Annotated in this window: 15 protein-coding genes; 10 read left to right on the forward strand and 5 right to left on the reverse strand. The window is 44.0% G+C overall.

What is annotated here, in order from left to right; all coding sequences use genetic code 11:
- Window positions 1-65: 65 nt before the first annotated feature.
- The 3 genes from BREVNS_RS05850 to BREVNS_RS05860 all read right to left on the reverse strand — a co-directional run bounded on the left by BREVNS_RS05850 (window position 66) and on the right by BREVNS_RS05860 (window position 3059).
- Entirely contained in the window at window positions 66-635 is a 570-nt protein-coding gene (locus BREVNS_RS05850) for a GNAT family N-acetyltransferase (protein ID WP_483426088.1), read from the reverse strand.
- A gap of 15 nt (window positions 636-650) precedes the next feature.
- Window positions 651-1937: an alpha-amylase family glycosyl hydrolase gene (locus tag BREVNS_RS05855; RefSeq protein ID WP_483426089.1), complete on the reverse strand. Its 1287-nt coding sequence runs from the start codon at window positions 1935-1937 to the stop codon at window positions 651-653.
- A 108-nt stretch (window positions 1938-2045) separates the two neighbouring features.
- Entirely contained in the window at window positions 2046-3059 is a 1014-nt protein-coding gene (locus tag BREVNS_RS05860) for a Gfo/Idh/MocA family protein (RefSeq protein ID WP_483426090.1), read from the reverse strand.
- 400 nt (window positions 3060-3459) lie between these two features.
- On the opposite strand from BREVNS_RS05860, the gene BREVNS_RS05865 reads away from it, so the two are divergent.
- From BREVNS_RS05865 to BREVNS_RS05890, 6 genes are all read left to right on the forward strand, one after another.
- Window positions 3460-4467 carry a sugar ABC transporter substrate-binding protein gene (locus BREVNS_RS05865; protein WP_483426091.1) on the forward strand — a complete coding sequence of 336 codons (1008 nt, stop codon included), beginning with the start codon at window positions 3460-3462 and terminating at the stop codon, window positions 4465-4467.
- A gap of 82 nt (window positions 4468-4549) precedes the next feature.
- Window positions 4550-6085, forward strand: coding sequence for a xylose ABC transporter ATP-binding protein (locus BREVNS_RS05870; RefSeq protein WP_483428036.1), 1536 nt, complete (start codon window positions 4550-4552; stop codon window positions 6083-6085).
- A gap of 31 nt (window positions 6086-6116) precedes the next feature.
- On the forward strand, window positions 6117-7313 hold the full coding sequence (locus tag BREVNS_RS05875; RefSeq protein ID WP_483426092.1) for a sugar ABC transporter permease: 1197 nt from the start codon (window positions 6117-6119) through the stop codon (window positions 7311-7313).
- 163 nt (window positions 7314-7476) lie between these two features.
- Window positions 7477-8748 (forward strand): sugar phosphate nucleotidyltransferase, encoded by a 1272-nt coding sequence (locus BREVNS_RS05880; RefSeq protein ID WP_483426093.1) that lies wholly within the window; start codon window positions 7477-7479, stop codon window positions 8746-8748.
- A 17-nt stretch (window positions 8749-8765) separates the two neighbouring features.
- Window positions 8766-11078: a SpoIIE family protein phosphatase gene (locus tag BREVNS_RS05885; protein WP_483426094.1), complete on the forward strand. Its 2313-nt coding sequence runs from the start codon at window positions 8766-8768 to the stop codon at window positions 11076-11078.
- Window positions 11079-11096: 18 nt separating this feature from the next.
- Complete coding sequence (locus BREVNS_RS05890) at window positions 11097-11642, forward strand: D-lyxose/D-mannose family sugar isomerase (protein WP_483426095.1); 546 nt, start codon at window positions 11097-11099, stop codon at window positions 11640-11642.
- A gap of 2 nt (window positions 11643-11644) precedes the next feature.
- On the opposite strand, the gene BREVNS_RS05895 is transcribed toward BREVNS_RS05890, so the two are convergent.
- Complete coding sequence (locus tag BREVNS_RS05895; protein ID WP_483426096.1) at window positions 11645-12595, reverse strand: LuxR C-terminal-related transcriptional regulator; 951 nt, start codon at window positions 12593-12595, stop codon at window positions 11645-11647.
- A 454-nt stretch (window positions 12596-13049) separates the two neighbouring features.
- Window positions 13050-14249: a transposase family protein gene (locus BREVNS_RS05900; RefSeq protein ID WP_483426097.1), complete on the reverse strand. Its 1200-nt coding sequence runs from the start codon at window positions 14247-14249 to the stop codon at window positions 13050-13052.
- 204 nt (window positions 14250-14453) lie between these two features.
- Here BREVNS_RS05900 and BREVNS_RS05905 point away from each other — a divergent pair, with 204 nt between their 5' ends.
- Genes BREVNS_RS05905 through trmB form a run of 4 tightly spaced genes read left to right on the forward strand, consistent with a single transcriptional unit; the run spans window position 14454 to window position 17874 of the window.
- The gene (locus BREVNS_RS05905; RefSeq protein WP_483426098.1) at window positions 14454-16172 is read left to right on the forward strand and encodes a S1 RNA-binding domain-containing protein; all 1719 of its coding nucleotides are present in this window, start codon (window positions 14454-14456) and stop codon (window positions 16170-16172) included.
- Window positions 16173-16180: 8 nt separating this feature from the next.
- A complete protein-coding gene (locus BREVNS_RS05910; protein WP_483426099.1) occupies window positions 16181-16936 on the forward strand; it encodes a tetratricopeptide repeat protein in 756 nt (251 codons plus the stop codon).
- Window positions 16937-16945: 9 nt separating this feature from the next.
- The gene (gatC, locus tag BREVNS_RS05915) at window positions 16946-17239 is read left to right on the forward strand and encodes an Asp-tRNA(Asn)/Glu-tRNA(Gln) amidotransferase subunit GatC (RefSeq protein WP_483426100.1); all 294 of its coding nucleotides are present in this window, start codon (window positions 16946-16948) and stop codon (window positions 17237-17239) included.
- A gap of 2 nt (window positions 17240-17241) precedes the next feature.
- Window positions 17242-17874, forward strand: a complete 633-nt coding sequence (trmB, locus tag BREVNS_RS05920; protein ID WP_483426101.1) for a tRNA (guanosine(46)-N7)-methyltransferase TrmB — start codon at window positions 17242-17244, stop codon at window positions 17872-17874.
- Window positions 17875-17978: the final 104 nt, after the last annotated feature.

The raw sequence follows: 17978 nt of genomic DNA on the forward strand, positions 1-17978 counted from the left end.
GATGGATAGCATAGGAGGCTCACTTTTTTCTAAAGGATAATTTGGATAAAAAACTTCTGATGCCTTCATGCCTTGACAAGGGGAGATAAATTTCTCCCAAGAAAATCGCTTGTTATTTCTTTGGGCAGAATATCCATGAAGATCTCGTCATAATATTTTCCATCGAGATAGATCGCTTTTCGTCTTCTTCCTATCTTTTTGAAGCCGGCCTTTTCATAGCAGCGGATGGCGTCTTTGTTGAATTCATACACAGAGAGCATGATATTGCCAAATCCCAAGACCCGAAAGCCATATTCGACGAGGAGTTGCACGGCCTCAGTCCCATACCCCTGGTGGCGTTCGCTTTTGTCACCAATGAGGATCCCGATTTCAGCACATCGGCGAGGCCAGTTGATGTTTTTGAAGGAGCAACTTCCGATGAGTTTTCCGCTTGCTTTTTTTCGTATGGCAAAGTGGTAACCACTCTGAGCCATGCTCTGGAGGATCTCTTTTTCGGCTATCTCTGTCCATACCTGTTTTGTGGCCCCGAGGGTGATGGTGGTGAGAAGATCATTCATCCAGAGGGTAAAAAGAGGAGCATCCTCCGGTTTGATGGGACCAAGAGCAATATGGTTTCCTTCAAGAAAGTATTCCATGGGGTTTCTCCTTTTTTATGGTTTTTCTTTTTCTATGATGAGGGGAAGAAGGGGAAGGGATATTTTGCCTTCGAGGGAGATGGTTTGTCCAGACAAGAGGTCCTTGCCATGGATGGGGAAAGGAAGATGAAACTCTCCCTGTTTGGTTTCTAAGTTGAAAAGGGCTGCATAGTTCTTTTTGCCCCAGCGTTCGATCCAGACGAGGCCTTCTCCAATGAGCTTGGCTGAAAATTCGGGGGCTTCTTGTTTGATATGCTGGGTGAGGGTAAAACATCTTTGAAAGAAGTCAAAAAAGGCGTGGTTGCCCTTCTCCCAGTTCACGGGAGTTTTTTCAAAGAGAGAGGGATACTCTTTAATGGCGTACTCCTGTCCCATATAAACAAAGGTGACACCGGGAAGCATCTGATAAAAGGCTGTCCATTGTTTGAGACGTTCTGTCTGTCCAAATCGCCAGGCGGCTCGTTTCTGATCATGATTCTCTAAAAATCTGGCCTTTGTGAGACCAGCGGGGTAAACGGTTTGCTGGGTATAGAGATAGTCCACAAAATCGTTGATGGGACGTTCTCCACCCCAGTAGGCTTCCAGTCGTTCAAAGCCATCGTAGTCGTAGGTGAGATCGAAAGCCTGGTGAAGTTCAGGCCCCCCATGACAGAGAAAGCCTTTTCTTCTCACGGCGAGGAGGAATTGGGGGTGGACCTGTTCGGCAAGCCAGAGGATGGGATAGGTGTCCTGTCCATTCTCTGGTCTATTCACTTTTTGTCTTGCTTCTTTCCAGAAGTCGATGGGGACAAGGGAAGCCACATCGCATCGAAAACCATCAACGCCTTCATCTCGCCACTGGATGAGGGTGTCGATAAGTTCCTCCCAGAGGGCTGGGGAGGAAGAAAAATCCAAATCAATGATATCACTCCAGTCGTCAAATTTTCTGGTGGTGTTTCCATGACGATCTCGAAGAAACCACTCAGGATGATTTTTGGCTAAGACGGAATCCGGGGAGGTATGGTTGTACACCACATCGATCATCACCTTCAGGCCAAGGTCGTGAGCGTGTTGAATAAATTGCCTGAAGTCGGAAAGTGTCCCCAGCTCAGGATTGATTTCACGATAATTTTTTATAGCATAAGGACTTCCCAAGCTACCTTTTCGTGCTACTTCTCCAATCGGATGGATGGGGGTGAGATAAATCCAGGAAAAGCCCATTTTTTTGATCGTTTCAAGACGGGGTATGGCGGCGGAAAAAGTGCCTTTGTCGGTAAAATGGCGAAGAAAGATCTGATAGATACTGGGGATTTCGTTGAGCATACGTTTGTCCTCTGGATTTTTTGTCATAGGGGTATTGTAAGGCAAAGCAAGGGAGAATGCAATTTTCTGAGAGTGTTGTGTATTCAGATAGCTTGTTAGTTTTTTTATTTACGAAAAATGTTTTTTTAACTGAGAGGGAATCTTCAAAAGGATAGTCTTTTTTTTATGTATAGCTTGTTGGCACTGTTCTAAAAGAAAGGTTTCTTTTAGCATTTCCTTAGGGCTGAGAGGAAGGCATGGTTTTTCCATACTCTGGAGAAAAACTTTCCACTCCTCGGTGTAGGGATTGAAGGGGGAGAAAGAAAATGTTTTTTCTCCGTGGGAGGAAAAAAGAAAAAGATGTGCATCCTTATCCTGGGGGGGATTGAATGGATATTCCATCTCTATCATGCCGTCTGAGCCGAAAATTCTGAGTCTCTGATAACGATACATTTCCATACATACGGTAAAAGTGGCTTGAAAATCAGGGTAAGAAAGTACTCCTGTGGTCAGAATATCTACCTCTGTGTCTTTATCCAAAAGGCTTGTACACGTAAGCGATAAAGGAAAAATTTCAAACAGAAAACTCAATGCAGAAAGAGCATAGCATCCTATGTCGTTGAGGACTCCTCCTCCAAGGGATTTATTAAAGCGAATGTTCGTTTTTTCTTTTGATTCATAACTGATGTGGATGGTGATCATTTGTATCTTCCCAATCAGATTTTGAGAGAGAATTTCCTTCAGTTTTTGCCATTGGGGATGAAAGCGATACATCCAGGCGGGCATGAGAATCTTTTGCTTTTGGGAGGCAAGATGAAGAAGGGGATAGAGTTCCTGGGTAGTCAGAACCAGGGGTTTTTCACAAAGAACGTGTTTGTCTTGAGAAAGGGCCTTTTTTATCCAGGGGGCGTGCAGGGCAGGGGGAGTAGAAATATAGACACCATCTATATCGGGGTTTTCTAAGAGATCCTCATAACGGGTGTAGGTCAGAGGAATATTCCACATTTTAGCCATTTCTTTTGCCTTGGAAACATCCCTTGAGGCAATGGCATCAACAGAGATGTCGGGGATTTCCTGCAAGGATGGCAGAATGCGTTTTGCAAGGTGCGAGGAAGCACCAATTAGACCAATGTGTTTTTTCATAGGCATAGTATACCAAACAGGAGATTTTTTTGCAAAAAAGCCAAAGGTTTGAATGGTTGTCTATCTCTGAAATTTCATATAGCTATAATTCTTTATCTATATTCAATTTGTATTTCATATCATACTCGAGTATGAGTGAAAAGGGGAACTTCATCCTTTGGTATGAGTTTTTATTTTTGATAAAATCATACCTTTTTCGTATTGACACTTTTTGCAAAGGGTGTACAATAAGGGCGTCACAAACGCAAAAAAGCGTTTTATGTGAAAGACAAAATGGGTATAAGGAGGTGATGCGCGACAGAAAAAGAAAAAGAAGAGCGGTCAGGGTGGAGGAAATAAAATGAGGGGCCCCAAAGGGGCAAGGTGTTGTTTGGGTATTTTTCCAAAAGGAGGAAAAGATATGAAAAGAACAGTAGCGATGATTCTGGTTATGTCATTTGTGATGACAGGTATCACTTTCGCAGCCCAAAAAATCAGGATAGGGCTTTCGCTTCCTACCCAGAGAGAAGAGAGATGGGTGAGAGACAAAATCAAAATGCAAGAAGAAGCGAAAAGGTTAGGGGTGGATTTGCGGGTTCAGATCTCTGACAATGATGCTGCCAAACAAGTGGCTCAGTGTGAAAACCTGATAGCTCAGGGAATTCAGGTTCTGATTCTTGCTCCCCATGATGCAAGCAGTGCCGCTACTATTGTAGAGAAGGCTCACAAAGCGGGCATTCCTGTTATTTCTTATGATCGACTTGTTCTTGATTGTGAAGTGGATGTGTATCTCTCCTTTGATAATGTGAAGGTAGGAGAACTTCAGGGTGAATATATTACCCGGCTTGTACCTAAGGGTAATTATGTTGTTCTTGCTGGCTCTCCCACTGATAATAATGCCAAGCTCTTCCGTGAAGGTGCCATGAAGTATATTCAGCCCTTAGTGGACAAAGGCCAGATCAAGATTGTGATGGACCAGTGGGTAAAGGATTGGCAACCAGCTGAAGCTCAGAAACTCATGGAACAGGCTCTCACAGCCAACAAAAACAAGATTGATGCTGTCTTGGCTCCCAATGACGGAACTGCTGGTGGTTGTATTCAGGCTTTAGCTGCTCAGGGTCTTGCTGGAAAGGTGCCTATTACCGGTCAGGATGCAGAGCTTGCTGCAGCTATTCGTATTGTTGAAGGAACCCAGACCATGACTATCTTCAAGGATACCCGTCTCCTTGGAGCGAAGGCCATTGAACTTGCTATCAAGCTTGCCAAAAAAGAGAGCATCGCAGATCAGATTAACGGAAAGGTCAACAACAACAAGATTGATGTGCCTTCTGTTCTTTTGACACCTTATGTGGTTGATAAGTCCAATCTTGATAAGATGCTTATTGAGAGTGGGTATTTGAAACGAGAACAGGTATACAAGACAAAATAACCCCATGACACCCTATGGGGAAAGTTGGGGCAGCATGCTGCCCCAACCCCTATAGGGTCAGGGAAAAAGAAAAAGGGAGTACATTATGGAATATGCATTGGAGATGCAGAACATCATCAAGGAATTTCCGGGAGTCAGAGCGCTGGATGGAGTGACCTTTCAGGTGAAGAAGGGAGAAATTCACGCTCTTGTTGGGGAAAATGGAGCGGGGAAATCAACCCTCATGAAGGTACTCAGTGGAGTATATCCCTACGGAACATATCAGGGGACTATTGTTGTGCATGGAAAAGAGCGTCAGTTTCATCATATTACTGACAGTGAAAGGGCGGGCATTGCTATTATTTATCAGGAACTTACTCTTATCAAACAGATGACGATAGCCGAGAATATTTATTTAGGCAATGAAAATGTTCAGAATGGTATTATTAACTGGAATGAAACCTATCGCAAAACGGAGGAACTTCTGAGAATGGTAGGGTTACCCCTGAGTCCTGCAACGATGGTGGGGGAGTTGGGAGTCGGTTCTCAGCAACTGGTGGAAATTGCAAAAGCCCTTTCCAAAAATGCTTCTATTCTTATCTTGGATGAACCCACGGCAGCGCTGACAGAAACAGAGTCCGAAAAACTTTTAGGCATTCTGAGACAATTGAAAGCCAAGGGGGTGACATGTATTTTTATTTCTCATCGGTTGCCTGAGGTTTTGGAGATTGCTGATACCATTACGGTGCTTCGGGATGGAAAGACGATTATTACTGATCGGAAAGAAAACTTTGATGAAAATCGACTCATCTGTCATATGGTGGGAAGAGAGATTACCAATGTTTATCCTCGCGTACCTCATAAGGCAAAAGAAGTGGTATTAGAGGTCAGGAATTGGACAGTCTATGATCCCGATGGCGAAAGAAAGGTATGTGATAACATCAATTTCGAAGTGCGTCGGGGTGAAATCCTTGGTTTGGGTGGTCTCATGGGAGCTGGGCGCACTGAACTGGTGATGAGCCTTTTTGGGGTCTGGGGCAAGGTAGTTTCTGGAGAAATACGACTGAATGGACAGAAAATAGCTATTCGTTCAGCCCATGATGCCATTCGTTATGGCATAAGTCTCCTCTCAGAGGATAGAAAAAGATATGGCCTCGTGTTAGGAATGGATGTGAAGCGAAATATGACATTAGCGAGTCTTTCTACCTTTGCTCACTGGGGGGTGATTAACAAAAACGAGGAAATAAAACAAACGCAGTACTATGTGCAGAAACTTCGTGTGAAAACCCCAACAATTGAACAGGAGGTTCGTAATCTGAGTGGGGGTAATCAGCAGAAGGTGATTATAGGGAAGTGGCTTCTCACTAAACCTAAGGTGCTTTTTCTGGATGAACCGACACGTGGTATTGATGTGGGAGCCAAGTATGAGATTTATAACCTCATGAATGCCCTTGTAGATGAAGGGGTTTGTGTGGTGATGATTAGTTCTGAACTTCCTGAACTTCTTGGGATGAGTGATCGTATTTTGGTTATTCATCAGGGAAGAATTACAGGAGAGCTGGAAGCCTCAAAGGCAACCCAGGAAACCGTGATGTATTATGCTACAGGTGGAACCGGCGAGGCTCCTGTGGCATGTTAATTTGAGAAGAGATAAAGAGGAGGATAAGTTTATGGAACACACTTCTTTGTGGGAACTGATAACCCACTCTATTCGGAAGAATATTCGTCAGTACACCATGATTATTGCTTTGCTCGGGATCTGGATTATCTTTTCTTTTTTGACAGGGTTTATTTTTCTGACACCAAGAAATCTCTCTAATCTGTTTGTCCAGACAGCGACGACGGCTATTTTAGCCATTGGAATGGTGCTTATTATTGTCACAGGAAACATAGATCTCTCAGTTGGTTCTGTCATGGGTTTTTGTGGAGCTGTTGCCGCTATTCTTATGATTCGTGCCGGCTGGTCACCACTCCCTACTATTCTTGTGACGCTTCTTGTTGGGCTTGTGATTGGGGCCTGGCATGGCTTCTGGATTGCCTATCAAAAGGTACCGGCTTTTATTGTGACTTTAGCCAGTATGCTTGCCTTCAGAGGGGCTATTATTGGTATTACCGGTGGACAGACCCAGGGACTCGAAATGGCACCAGCCGAGGCCGCCAATACCTTCAAAGCCATTGGACAGGCATATCTTCCGAAAATCAATGAGGCTCTTCCGTTTCATGATACAAGCCTGTACCTCATGCTATTCAGTGTGGTTGCTTACTGGTTTTATGAGATGAAGGTTCGACGGGATAGGCAAAAATATGGATTTCATGTTTTGCCTATGAAATATCAACTTCTCAAGATGTTGCTTATTTCTCTTGTGATTGCAGCCTTTTATGGGATTATGATTATTTATTTAGGGGTACCTTATTCTATTATTCTCGTGATGACCTTAGCTCTGGTTTTTACCTTCATCGCTAATAATACCGTCTTTGGAAGGCATTTGTATGCTATTGGTGGAAATGCAGAAGCCTCTCGCTTATCGGGTATCAATATCGCCCGCAATGTGATGATTCTGTATATGCTTATGGGGCTTTTAACAGCGGTGGCAGGAGTTGTTTATACCGCCCGTTTGAATGCCGCCACTACCTCGGCAGGGCAGAATGCCGAACTTGATGCTATTGCCTCGGCAGTCATTGGAGGCACGAGTCTCATGGGGGGAGAGGGTACCATTGTTGGAGGAGTCATAGGGGCTTTAGTGATGGCCAGTCTTGACAATGGAATGAGTCTTATGAATCTGGATATTACTTTCCAGTACATTGTGAAGGGGCTTATTTTGCTTCTTGCTGTGTGGGTAGATGTAAGGACGAGGAAAAAAGCTTAGTTTCCTCCACCGAGAAGGGGCTTTCTCCTTCAAGGGAGAGAGTCCCCCTGTTTTTGTCATGACCAACCTCCATACAGACCCTGTATTTACTAGAAGCCGGATGTAGGAGTCACATCCGGCACAGGGTCTCAGGGAAGAAAAATAGGCACATAAGGGGAAAAGGATGGAAAGGCATTCTCTTTATTTGCGTCAGACGGTGGCTTTTATTCTGGGAGGGGGAAGAGGACAGAGGTTATACCCTCTGACCAAGTTTCGGGCCAAACCAGCGGTTCCTTTTGCGGGAAACTATCGTTTGATCGATATTCCTGTGAGTAATTGTATTCATTCGGGTATACATAAAATCTATATCATGACGCAGTTTCAGTCGGCATCGTTGAATCGGCATATTATGCAAACCTACAAGCTGGACTTTTTTCGAGAAGGTTTTGTGGATATTCTTGCCTCAGAATTGAGTTTTAATCCTGAGGAAAGTGGTTTCTCGGAAGGCACAGCTGATGCGGTGAGAAAGGGGCTGAAGCATATAGAGAATCAAGGTTTTCAGAAGGCTTATGTGTTGATTTTAGCCGGTGATCAGTTATATCGAATGGATTATCGCAAAATTCTTGAGAGGCATCTCCATAAAAAAGTAAAGGTTACCATTGCGGTTTTACCCATTAAAAAAGGAGATGCAGGTCGTTTCGGGGTTGTTCAAGTAAGCAACGGAATGGTAAAGGGTTTTTTAGAGAAACCACAAGCAGCAGACATTCCGCCTTCGTGGTATGAGGGAGAGGCAAATAATTTTTTATATGGTTCTATGGGTATTTATATATTTGATCTTGATTTTCTTAAAGAGATACTGTATAAACACCCTGAATGGCAGGATTTTGGGAAAGAGGTATTGCCTTCTCTTATTCATGCAGGGGAGGAGGTGGCGGCTTATGAATATCATGGTTATTGGGAGGATATTGGAACTATTCGTTCTTTTCATCAGGCTCATATGGAACTGGTGGGGGAGAATTCTGCTTTTACCCTTTATGAGGCTGATTGGCCATTTTTTTTCAAACCTCGTTTTCTACCACCAAGTCGTTTTTATAAAGCGCACATAGAGAATTCTCTTATCAGTGATGGTGTGGTTATCCGAGGAGCAGAAGTTTCTCGCTCAATCATCGGGATAAGAACCCTTCTGGATAAGGGGGTAAAAGTAGAAGAAAGTGTCATTATGGGGGCTGATTATTTCACTATCGAAAAGGGCAGAAAGACAGGATTTCAGTGTGTGATAGGAGAGGGGACAATTATTCGACGGGCGATTATTGATAAAAATTGTCAGATTGGCCGAGGGGTGAGGATTGTTAATGAACGAAATATTCTCTATGAAGAAGGGGAGTGGTATAGTATTGTGGATGGTATTGTGGTCATACCTAAAAATACGATTGTCCCTGATGGTGCCATAATATAAGGAAGAAGGAGGAGAGTATGCCGCCTTTTTTTGAGAGGATGTCAGTGAGAAGAAAGCTTTTGATAATTTTTGTTCTTTTTATTCTTGGTTTTATGGCAGTGCTTAGCCTTCTTCTTTACTGGAATGCTTCAAAAGAGCTTCGGCGTTCTATTGAAGAACAACTGCGAAATAATTTACAGGGGGCAACTATAGTGGCCCAAACGGCTCTCAATACAGCCATCAAAAATTATGTAAAGTATCCTTTAGAGGAAGCTTATCGGCTTCTTGAAAAGAACAAGAAGGAAAAGCCCGAGGTGGCAAGAGAGAGGCTTCTGAGCTACCTTCAAAATATCCAGTTGGGAAAGCGAGGATTTAGTTATATTATGACCATCAAGGGGGATATTGTTTTTCATCCAGATTCCACCCTCGTTGGCCAGAATGTTGTGAAACTTGGTTTTAAAGATGCGAATGGACTTCTTTATCATATGAATATCCTTGCTGGGGCGATGACTTTGCCTCCCGGACAGGTGGAATTTCTGGAGTATATGCTTGAAGAAAATGGGAAAAATGTAGAAAAAATAGACCATTATATATACTACAAGCCTCTGGACTGGATTGTGGTGCTTTCTACCTACAAATCGGATTTTCGTAGTCTCATTAATCCCATGGATTTTCGCAATGACATTGTCAAACTCAAGATAGGAAAGACAGGAGCGGTGGAGATTTTCACTTCTTTGTTTACCCAGGTGATACATTCGACCAAGATGTTAGAAAGTCGAATTCGGGATACGGAAGTCCACCGTATTATAAAAGAACGAACAAATGGAATTATGGTGGCCACAGAAGAACAACTTTTTGTTGAAGGGAATGATACGGAGAATGTAAAAAAGGTCAGGACTATTTATGCCTTTCAGTATCTTCCTGAGTTGGATTGGTTTGTGGTGGCAAGTGTGGGTTATCAAGAGGCTTTTCGGCCCGCTACCACGTTAGGACTTATTAGTTTGTTTTTTACCGTTCTTGTGGTGATTGTGACTATAGTACTTCTCTCCTGGATTACCAATCGTATGATTGTGAATCCTATCATGGCTTTAGAAGAAGGGGTGAAGGCTTTTGGCAATCGGGACTTTTCTCATAGGGTCAAGATACATACGGGGGATGAACTTGAGGATCTGGCCACGAATTTCAATGAAATGGCAGAGACCATTAAAACCTTTACAGAAAACCTGGAACTCATGGTAGAGCAGCGCACTCTCCAACTTCAGATGGCCAATGAAGAACTTTCTCACAAAAATCGCCAGATGATGTTTGAACTTGAAATGGCCCAGAGGGTTCAGGAGCAGCTTATACCTTCTGTGGAGACATTGCCAAAGCGAGAGGAAATAGATTTTGGGGTTTCTTATATGGCCATGGAAAATGTGGGAGGAGATCTGTATGATTGTCTTTCTCTGAGTGAAAATCTTTATGGTCTTCTTATTGCTGATGTTTCGGGACATGGGGTGCCTGCGGCGCTTATTTCCTCTATGGCCAAAGCTCTTTTTCAAAGTCGAGCCCATCGCGATAAACAGCCAGGAGAGATGCTGGGTGAACTGAATAGAGAACTTTTGCAACTGGTTGGTGATCTGGATCATTATCTTACCGCTTATTATGGGGTATTGAATATTGAGACAGGAGATTTTGTTTTTGCTAACGGAGGACACCATCCTGTTCTTCGATTGTCAGTTTCAAAGGAGGAAATTGAGAAACTTGATGCCAAAGGATTTTTGCTTGGTATGATGGAGGATGTTGCTTTTGAAACAGAACAGGTAAAACTTGAGGTTGGAGATAAGCTGGTTTTCTTCACAGATGGCATTGTCGAAGCCCATGACCATCACAAGGAACAGTATGGGTATGAGAGGTTTCAGCAGTGCCTTTTGAAATACAAACATCTTTCTTCTAAGGAATTAGTGGGCAAGATATGGGAAGACATTCAGGACTTTTGTGATGGGGAGCCACAGAGCGATGATATGACCCTTTTTATTGTGGAATTTCGAGGGTACGCGAAACCTGTTCAATGGGCTGCGGCTAGTTGTGGAGAAACTTCAGAACCTCTTCAGGGAAAGCAAGAAAATCTGTACGAAGAAGCCATGCGACTTTTGAAAAGCGGGGAAACAGAGAAGGCCATCAAAAAGATTCAGGCTCTTTCTCTGAAACGTTCGTCTGATGCTCGTATCTACAACCAATTTGGTGTGATGCTTTTCAAGACAGGAAAATGGAGAGAGGCAGCGGATATGTTTGAACGTGCTCTTCAACTGGATCCCACCAATGAAACCATTCATAAAAACCTGCAACTCGCAAAGCGTCGTCTTGAATGAGACAAGGAAGGAGGATATATGCTCACTCTTCAGATATACACTTTCTATTCTCGCAAGGCCATAGAATATCTTTTGAAAGCGGGAATAGTTCTTTCTGAAAGAGAAAGAGATATGATTGAAGTGGTAGAATATGGCCTGGACATGCCAGAAAAGATAGGGCTTCAACTCGTAGTGTATGTGAATACAGATCGATATTGTGCGAAGGAACTGGTGCTTTTACCACATCAAACCTGTCCGGAACACCGGCACCCACCCGTCAATGGCGACAGAGGCAAAGAAGAAACCTTCCGTTGTCGATGGGGGAGGGTGTATCTCTATGTGCCAGGAGAGAAAACCCCTTCTCCTCATGCGACACCACCTGCTGAAAGAAAGAAATTTTTCACGGTATGGCATGAAATTGTTCTCAATCCAGGGGATCAATACACCATTCTACCGGATACGCTTCACTGGTTCCAGGCTGGTCCTGAGGGGGCTGTTATTTCAGAGTTTTCCTCTTCAAGTCGTGATGCCAGTGATATCTATACTGATCCTTTGATACGAGCGGATGTTCCCAGACATCTTTGAGGTTATTTCAGTGAACAAAGGCGGGCAAGAGCAAGTCTGTTTTTTACTCCTGTTTTTTGGTAGATATTGTAGATGTGGGTTTTTACGGTAGGAAGAGAAATATAGAGTGTTTCGCTAATCTGGCGGGCGTTCATGCCTTCTAAGACGAGTTTCATGATTTCCACTTCTCGACGGGTGAGGTTGTATTTTTTGATAACTGAAGGGGGAATTTCCTGGTTTTCTGCCACTTCTCCTAAAAGCTTATAGACAAGATTTTCTGGTACAGTTTGGCGGGCATCTGATTCATGAATGATTTTTCCCTCTTTGAGGATAGCTACCCTGTCGGCTATTTCCATGCATGCGTCAATCTTATGGTGGAAATAGAGGATAGCTGTGCCCCTGCTTTTGAGATGTGACAGAATAGATACCAGGCGTTTTTGATTTTCGCCGTAGATATCAAGGTGGGCAAAAGCCTCGTCAATGACTAAAACCTTGGTAGGGGCGAGAAATCCTTTGGCAAGGGAAACAAGGTAGAGTTTGTCTTTTGGGATGTTTTTCAAAAGGATGGTGGGGGAGATATTCCACTGGATTTCTTCGAGAATTTTTGCTGTCTGGTTGAAAATTTTGTTCCATCGAATGATTCCGAGGTCGTGAATTTCACTCCCTAAAAAGAGATTTTCGGCCAGTGTCATTCCCGGAACAAAAGCCCATTTCTGAGAGAGTACCCGTAGTCCTGTCGTTTCCCGTTGTCGACAGGAAAAAGAAGAGATGTCTTTACCTTCAAGAAGAATACGGCCTTCATAGACGTTTTTGGGGATATTCCCTCTGAGAATGCAGGCCAGGGCGCTTTTGCCACTATTTCTATCACCAATAAGATAATAGAACTCTCCTGCTGATAGAGAGAGCGAGAGATCATCAAGAATCAAGGAATGCTCTATAGTCAGAGAGATATGTTCCAGCGAAAGTACTATCATAGTCTTCCTAGTGTTTTTTAGAGGTATTCTTTTATTCTATTATAAGGGTTTTTTCTTTTTCGTCAAGGGTTTTGTTTATAAAAGTTGAGGGGGATATAAATAATGCCACACATGGGCCTTCTTTTTTAATTATCTCTTCGAGACCCTTGCACGGGAGTTTTCTTCCCCTGTTTGGGTCAGGGGCTGCGCCCCTCTTCCCCGATTTTTCTGTTCACAAGGGCTGGTTTGTCTTTTTTATTCAAAAAAATCGGTTTATTTATTACGGCAAGGAACATTTTGATACTAATTTTTGTTTCTTTATTACTTTTTTGAGACCTTTGCACATTCTTGCAAAGGTCTCTCTTCTGTTTTTGTTTTTGGGGAGGGCTTTCGTCTCTTTTACCTCTTTTGTCGTTCCACACATTAACAGAAGGGGTATTTCCACATAGAAACTGAATACCTCATAAGTGTACCTCTACCTGGTGGAATTTTCAACTTTTTCTTTCCATGGATAACGGGCTATCTCCTCACCTTTGTAAAACAGTTTCACCCATTTCCCTGGGAATTCTCTTACTTCGATGTTGACGCCAGGCAATACCCGAAAAGCATTCTCTTTTGGAACCCGATATTTATGGCCGTTATACGAAACCTCATAAGTTTTATCCAGCCTGCGAAAAGCTCGAAACGCAAAAGCCTTTTCAAACTGTTCAGGGGTGGCTGTAAAGGGCTTAAAAAGGTCTTTCTGAGGCTTTCTACGAGCCTCTGAGAATACTTCTTCGGGAGTTCGTCCATCAAGGGCTCGAGAAGGCGTCTTATTGTGCTCTATGACATATTCTCTCAAAATCCAGTTCAGTTGTTCCAGGGTTTCAATGCGTTGCTTTTTCAAGGTTTTCTTGAGGTAAAAAGTGAGTTGTTTCTGGAATGTCTGGATTTTACGCTCAATTTTCCCCTTGCCCTGGGGTTGATAAGGTCTGGAATTAACGACACAAATATCCAGTTCCTCAAACGCAGTGGCTATGAGGCCATTATTCTTTTTAGAGTACTTTGGGTCATTGTCATAGTACACCTTGTAGGGTAAACCATACTCAGAGAAAACCTCCTGCCAAACTGGCATATGGTTTTCTATTGTGTCCTGGGATAAAAACTTAGCAGCAAGAACATAACGAGAATGGTCGTCCATAATCAAAAGGAGCGGAAAAGCGGGTTTCTTTTCAAGCCATGGGTGAATGGAAACGTCTGCCTGCACAATCTCGCCTATGGCTTCTGCCTGCCACCTTTTGCGGTAGTGATGCCTTGCTCGCTCAGGATAATGGACAAAGAATTTTTTTAGCACTCTCCGAATAGTTTCATCTGAAACCTTAGGAAAATCCTTGTAAAGCTCATATAAGGTGCTGGAAAGAATCCTTACCGAAGGGTACTCTTTCTGTTTATTCTCTTTTTCAATGGCCAGTTCTTCGTATGTTTCAAGAATAAGGGCTATATGCTTTTGCTCAAGCTTTGACTTTCTGGATGTTCTTTGCCGAACAAGATTTTCTCCTCGACAGAATCTTTGATACAAAACGGTAACCCAGGATCGGCTTATATCAAGTTTTCTTGCCACCCAACCTAAAGAAATTTCCCTTTTCTGAACTTGAACAAAGAATCCTTGTAATCTCTTTACCTTCGATTTAACCATATACTTCTTCCTCCTCTTCATAGTTCCTCCTTATTATCCCTTCGTTGCCCCTTCTTTGTCAAATGTGAAAATAGGTATTCAGTTTCATATGTGGAACGACACGTCTCTTTTACCTCTTTTCACAAAAAACACCCTTGAAAGTTGACAAAAAAAAACTTTGGCTTAAAATATACGGAGTATTTTTTGGTGAAAAGAGGTAGGTGTATGGGTATCGAATCCAAAGACGACATTTTTCTCTCTGCTATGGCCGAGGGAGAAAAAAAGCAAACGTCTCCGAAACAGGCAAAAAACATCCAGGAGGGGACGGTTGTCGCTGTGACCGCAGACGATGTTTTTCTCAGCATGGGAGGGAAATCTGAGTGTGTGGTTCCCCGTTCTGAGTTTGACGTGGTCCCAAAGGTTGGGGACAAGGTCTCCGTGGTCATAGTGGAGATGAAGGACGGCGTTCTCAGGGCTTCCCGACGAGAGGCGGAGAAGCAGGATCTTCAACAGAAGATCAAGCGTTCCGTGCAGAAGGGAGACCCTGTTTCTGGTCGGATAGAGGATGTTGTCGTCAAGGATGGACAGCCCAAGGGTTTTGTAGTGATGCTTGGGGGAGTGGTGAAGGCGTTTCTTCCCCTTTCTCAGATTGATGTTCCTTCTGATGTGAACGAACTTAAAGGGAAAACCTTTGATTTTCTGGTTATTGAGCAGTCCAAGGGACAGCTGGTGGTTTCCAGACGGGAGCTTCTCAAGCGTTCTCAGGGGAGAAACCTTGCCCTTTTCTTTGAAAAGCACCATGTAGGCGATGTGGTGAAAGGGGTGGTGGAAAAGGTTGAGCCGAGTTATCTTTTTATTGTGGTTGAGAATGTGACGGCTTTTATGCATATTTCTGATTTTTCGTGGAAGTATATCAAGGATCTAACCCAGGTGGTCAAGGTTGGTGATGCCTTAGAGGTGAAGATTCTTGAGATGAATCAGGCGAAAAAATCTGTCAAGGTGGGGAGGAAACAGCTTCTTCCCGATCCCTGGCAGGGGCTTGAGAAACGTTATAAAGTGGGGGATATTCTCAGGGCTACAGCGGTGTCTTATAAAGCCAATGGGGTGCTTCTTGAAGTAGAAGAAGGCGTGGAGGCTTTTCTTTCTGCCGATGAGATCTCCTGGACGGAAAAGGTTCGAGATCCCAAGAAGGTGGTGAAACTTGGGGCAACCCTTGAGGTGAAGATCATAGACCTTGATATGGAAAAACGTCGAATGGATGTTTCTCTTCGTGAGATCCAGGCCAATCCCTGGGATAATGCCGAGGAGAATTACCCTGTTGGGCGAAAGCTTGAGGGAGTGATTTCTTCGGTGGTGGATTTTGGGGTTTTTGTACGGTTTGATGATGGGATTGAGGGGCTTCTCCGTCGAGAGGATATTGACTGGATAGCCAATGTTGATCCCAAGAGCCAGTTCAAGAAGGGAGACAAGGTCAAGGTGGTGGTGCTCCAGCTTGATGTGGAGAAACAGAAGCTTCGCTTGGGGATGAAACAGCTCTCTGATCATCCTTACAAGACCTTCCAGATGAATTATCCCAAGGGCAGTGCGGTGAAGGCAAAAATTACCACCATTCAGGATAACGGAGTTGAGGTTGAAGTGGATGGGCTTTTGGGATTCATTCACATCTCTCAGCTTTCCAAGGAGAGGATTGAGAATATAGCCGATCACTTCAAGGTCGGAGATGAAGTCGAGGCAGCGGTGCGTCTTGTAGATCCTTCAAAGAACAAGATTGAACTGAGTGTGAGAGACCTTCTTGAAAAGAAGGAAAAGCAAGAGATCACGAAACATGTCGCAGCCGCTGAAACAGCAGAAGCTCCCACGATTGGTTCACTTTTGGGGGAGAAGCTTGCGGCCTTTCAGGCAGAAACGGCCGGCAAAAAATCTTCTAAAAAGAAAGCAGAATAGGGTGGTCTATGCAAAGGAATCAGCAGAATACGCTTCCCTCATGGGTAGGGTATATTCAGGAGCACTGGTTTGGGTTTACGCTCAGTGTGGTTGGGGTATTGATTGGGGTGATTGGGCTTCTTTTCTGGTTCTCCCGTGAAGCGGAACAGGAAGCGCGGGCATCTTCTCTCTATGATGAGGCTGTGCTTGTACTGGTGTATCAGCTTCCCCAGGTGGGAACCAATCAACAGATGGTAAGTGAAATAAGCCAGTATGTTTTGGCAAAACTGGATGGGGTTCAGCGGCAGTATCCGAAAACGCTTGCTTCTATGCGGGCAAGAATTCTTCTTGGAAGGTTATATGCCCAGAGTTATCTTTCTCAGGGAGCAGAGGATGCCTACCAGCAGGCTCTTCAACTCTATGATGAGGTGGCAAGGACATCTTCTTCTCCCTTTTATCGAGGGCTGGCTCTCATCAACAAGGCACAGCTTTTAGAACATCATGCTGACTGGCAGGGAGCACTTGAAACCTACCGAACGGTGGCCAGAAAATACAATGAATTCTACACTCCCTATGCCTGGGTGAGTCTTGGAAGATTAGGTGAGATTATGGGGGATAAAAATACGGCTATTGCCGCCTATGAAACGGTGGTGCAGAAATACACTAACTCTGCATGGTATGGGCTTGCTTTAGGACGACTCACTCTTGTTCGTCAATATGGTGTGTCTGGATCGGGAAATGGAGCTCCGGCTCTGAGCAATACCCTTTCTCTTCCGATGCCATAGGAGGGGATGATGGCTGATATCACGTTGTCTGATGTAGAGAAGGTGGCAAAATTAGCCAAGCTTTCTTTTTCTGACGAGGAAAAAGAGGTTTTTCTCCAGCAGTTTTCGAGAATAGTTCATTTTGTGGAAAAGATAGGGGAACTGGATACGGAAAAGGTTCCTCCCACGACCCATGCCGTTGAGAAATGGAACGTCCTTCGAGAAGACAAAGAGACACCCTCTCTCTCTAACGAAGAGATTGGGAGTCTTGCTCCTCGTTTTGATGAAGGGCATATCATTGTTCCCAAGGTGAAGAACGCCTGACAATGGAAAAGAACCGTTTTCTTCATATTGAGCATGAGGTGAAGTCTCTTTCTCCTTCGTATGAATCATGGAGAGATCTCGTCCAGGGCAAAGAGATTGTTCTGGATATGGGATGTGGACATGGAGATTTTTTGATTGAAAAGACAGAACAGTACCCGGAATGTTTTTTTGTGGGGATAGAGATCTCTCGGAAGCGTACAGCAAAAACTTCGCACCGCCTTTTCAAACGTGGCAGGCAGAATTATGCCGTTATTCATGGGGATGGGGAATGGGTTCTCAAGACCTTTTTCCCTTCAAAGAGTGTTTCTGAAATTCATATCAATTTTCCTGATCCCTGGCTACGAAAACGCCACTGGAAAAACAGGCTTCTCAGGCCTTCTTTTGTTTTGCAGGTGATTCGGGTTTTGAAAGTGGGTGGAAGGGTCTTTTTTGTGAGTGATGTGGAGGAGTATGCCCGGTATGCGGTGGAGGTTTTTCGGCAATTTCAGTGGCTTCATAGCGTGTATCCGCAGGGGGTTGTCCAGAATCTTTATGAGCGCTTTCCTACGCTTTTTTATCAGAAGATGAGTCCGCTTCGTCCTATCAATTATGTGTGTTTTGAGAAAAGAGAGCAGTCCCCACTAGAGAAAGTGTAGATTTGAGACCCTTGCACGGATGTTTTCTTTCCTTGTCTGGGTCAGGGGCTACGCCCCCTGTGAACCCCCGCCCCGCCCCTGCACCGGCTCCAGAAGGACCCTGT

The sequence above is a fragment of the Longinema margulisiae genome (assembly GCF_025266855.1).
In the GTDB taxonomy this organism is placed as follows: domain Bacteria; phylum Spirochaetota; class Brevinematia; order Brevinematales; family Thermospiraceae; genus Thermospira.

Excerpts from the sequence above, each read along its gene's own strand:
- BREVNS_RS05850 (WP_483426088.1), bottom strand. The coding sequence starts at position 635 with ATGGAATACTTTCTTGAAGGAAACCATATTGCTCTTGGTCCCATCAAA.
- BREVNS_RS05855 (WP_483426089.1), bottom strand. The coding sequence starts at position 1,937 with ATGCTCAACGAAATCCCCAGTATCTATCAGATCTTTCTTCGCCATTTT.
- BREVNS_RS05860 (WP_483426090.1), bottom strand. The coding sequence starts at position 3,059 with ATGAAAAAACACATTGGTCTAATTGGTGCTTCCTCGCACCTTGCAAAA.
- BREVNS_RS05865 (WP_483426091.1), top strand. The coding sequence starts at position 3,460 with ATGAAAAGAACAGTAGCGATGATTCTGGTTATGTCATTTGTGATGACA.
- BREVNS_RS05875 (WP_483426092.1), top strand. The coding sequence starts at position 6,117 with ATGGAACACACTTCTTTGTGGGAACTGATAACCCACTCTATTCGGAAG.
- BREVNS_RS05880 (WP_483426093.1), top strand. The coding sequence starts at position 7,477 with ATGGAAAGGCATTCTCTTTATTTGCGTCAGACGGTGGCTTTTATTCTG.
- BREVNS_RS05885 (WP_483426094.1), top strand. The coding sequence starts at position 8,766 with ATGCCGCCTTTTTTTGAGAGGATGTCAGTGAGAAGAAAGCTTTTGATA.
- BREVNS_RS05890 (WP_483426095.1), top strand. The coding sequence starts at position 11,097 with ATGCTCACTCTTCAGATATACACTTTCTATTCTCGCAAGGCCATAGAA.
- BREVNS_RS05895 (WP_483426096.1), bottom strand. The coding sequence starts at position 12,595 with ATGATAGTACTTTCGCTGGAACATATCTCTCTGACTATAGAGCATTCC.
- BREVNS_RS05900 (WP_483426097.1), bottom strand. The coding sequence starts at position 14,249 with ATGGTTAAATCGAAGGTAAAGAGATTACAAGGATTCTTTGTTCAAGTT.
- BREVNS_RS05905 (WP_483426098.1), top strand. The coding sequence starts at position 14,454 with ATGGGTATCGAATCCAAAGACGACATTTTTCTCTCTGCTATGGCCGAG.
- BREVNS_RS05910 (WP_483426099.1), top strand. The coding sequence starts at position 16,181 with ATGCAAAGGAATCAGCAGAATACGCTTCCCTCATGGGTAGGGTATATT.
- gatC (WP_483426100.1), top strand. The coding sequence starts at position 16,946 with ATGGCTGATATCACGTTGTCTGATGTAGAGAAGGTGGCAAAATTAGCC.
- trmB (WP_483426101.1), top strand. The coding sequence starts at position 17,242 with ATGGAAAAGAACCGTTTTCTTCATATTGAGCATGAGGTGAAGTCTCTT.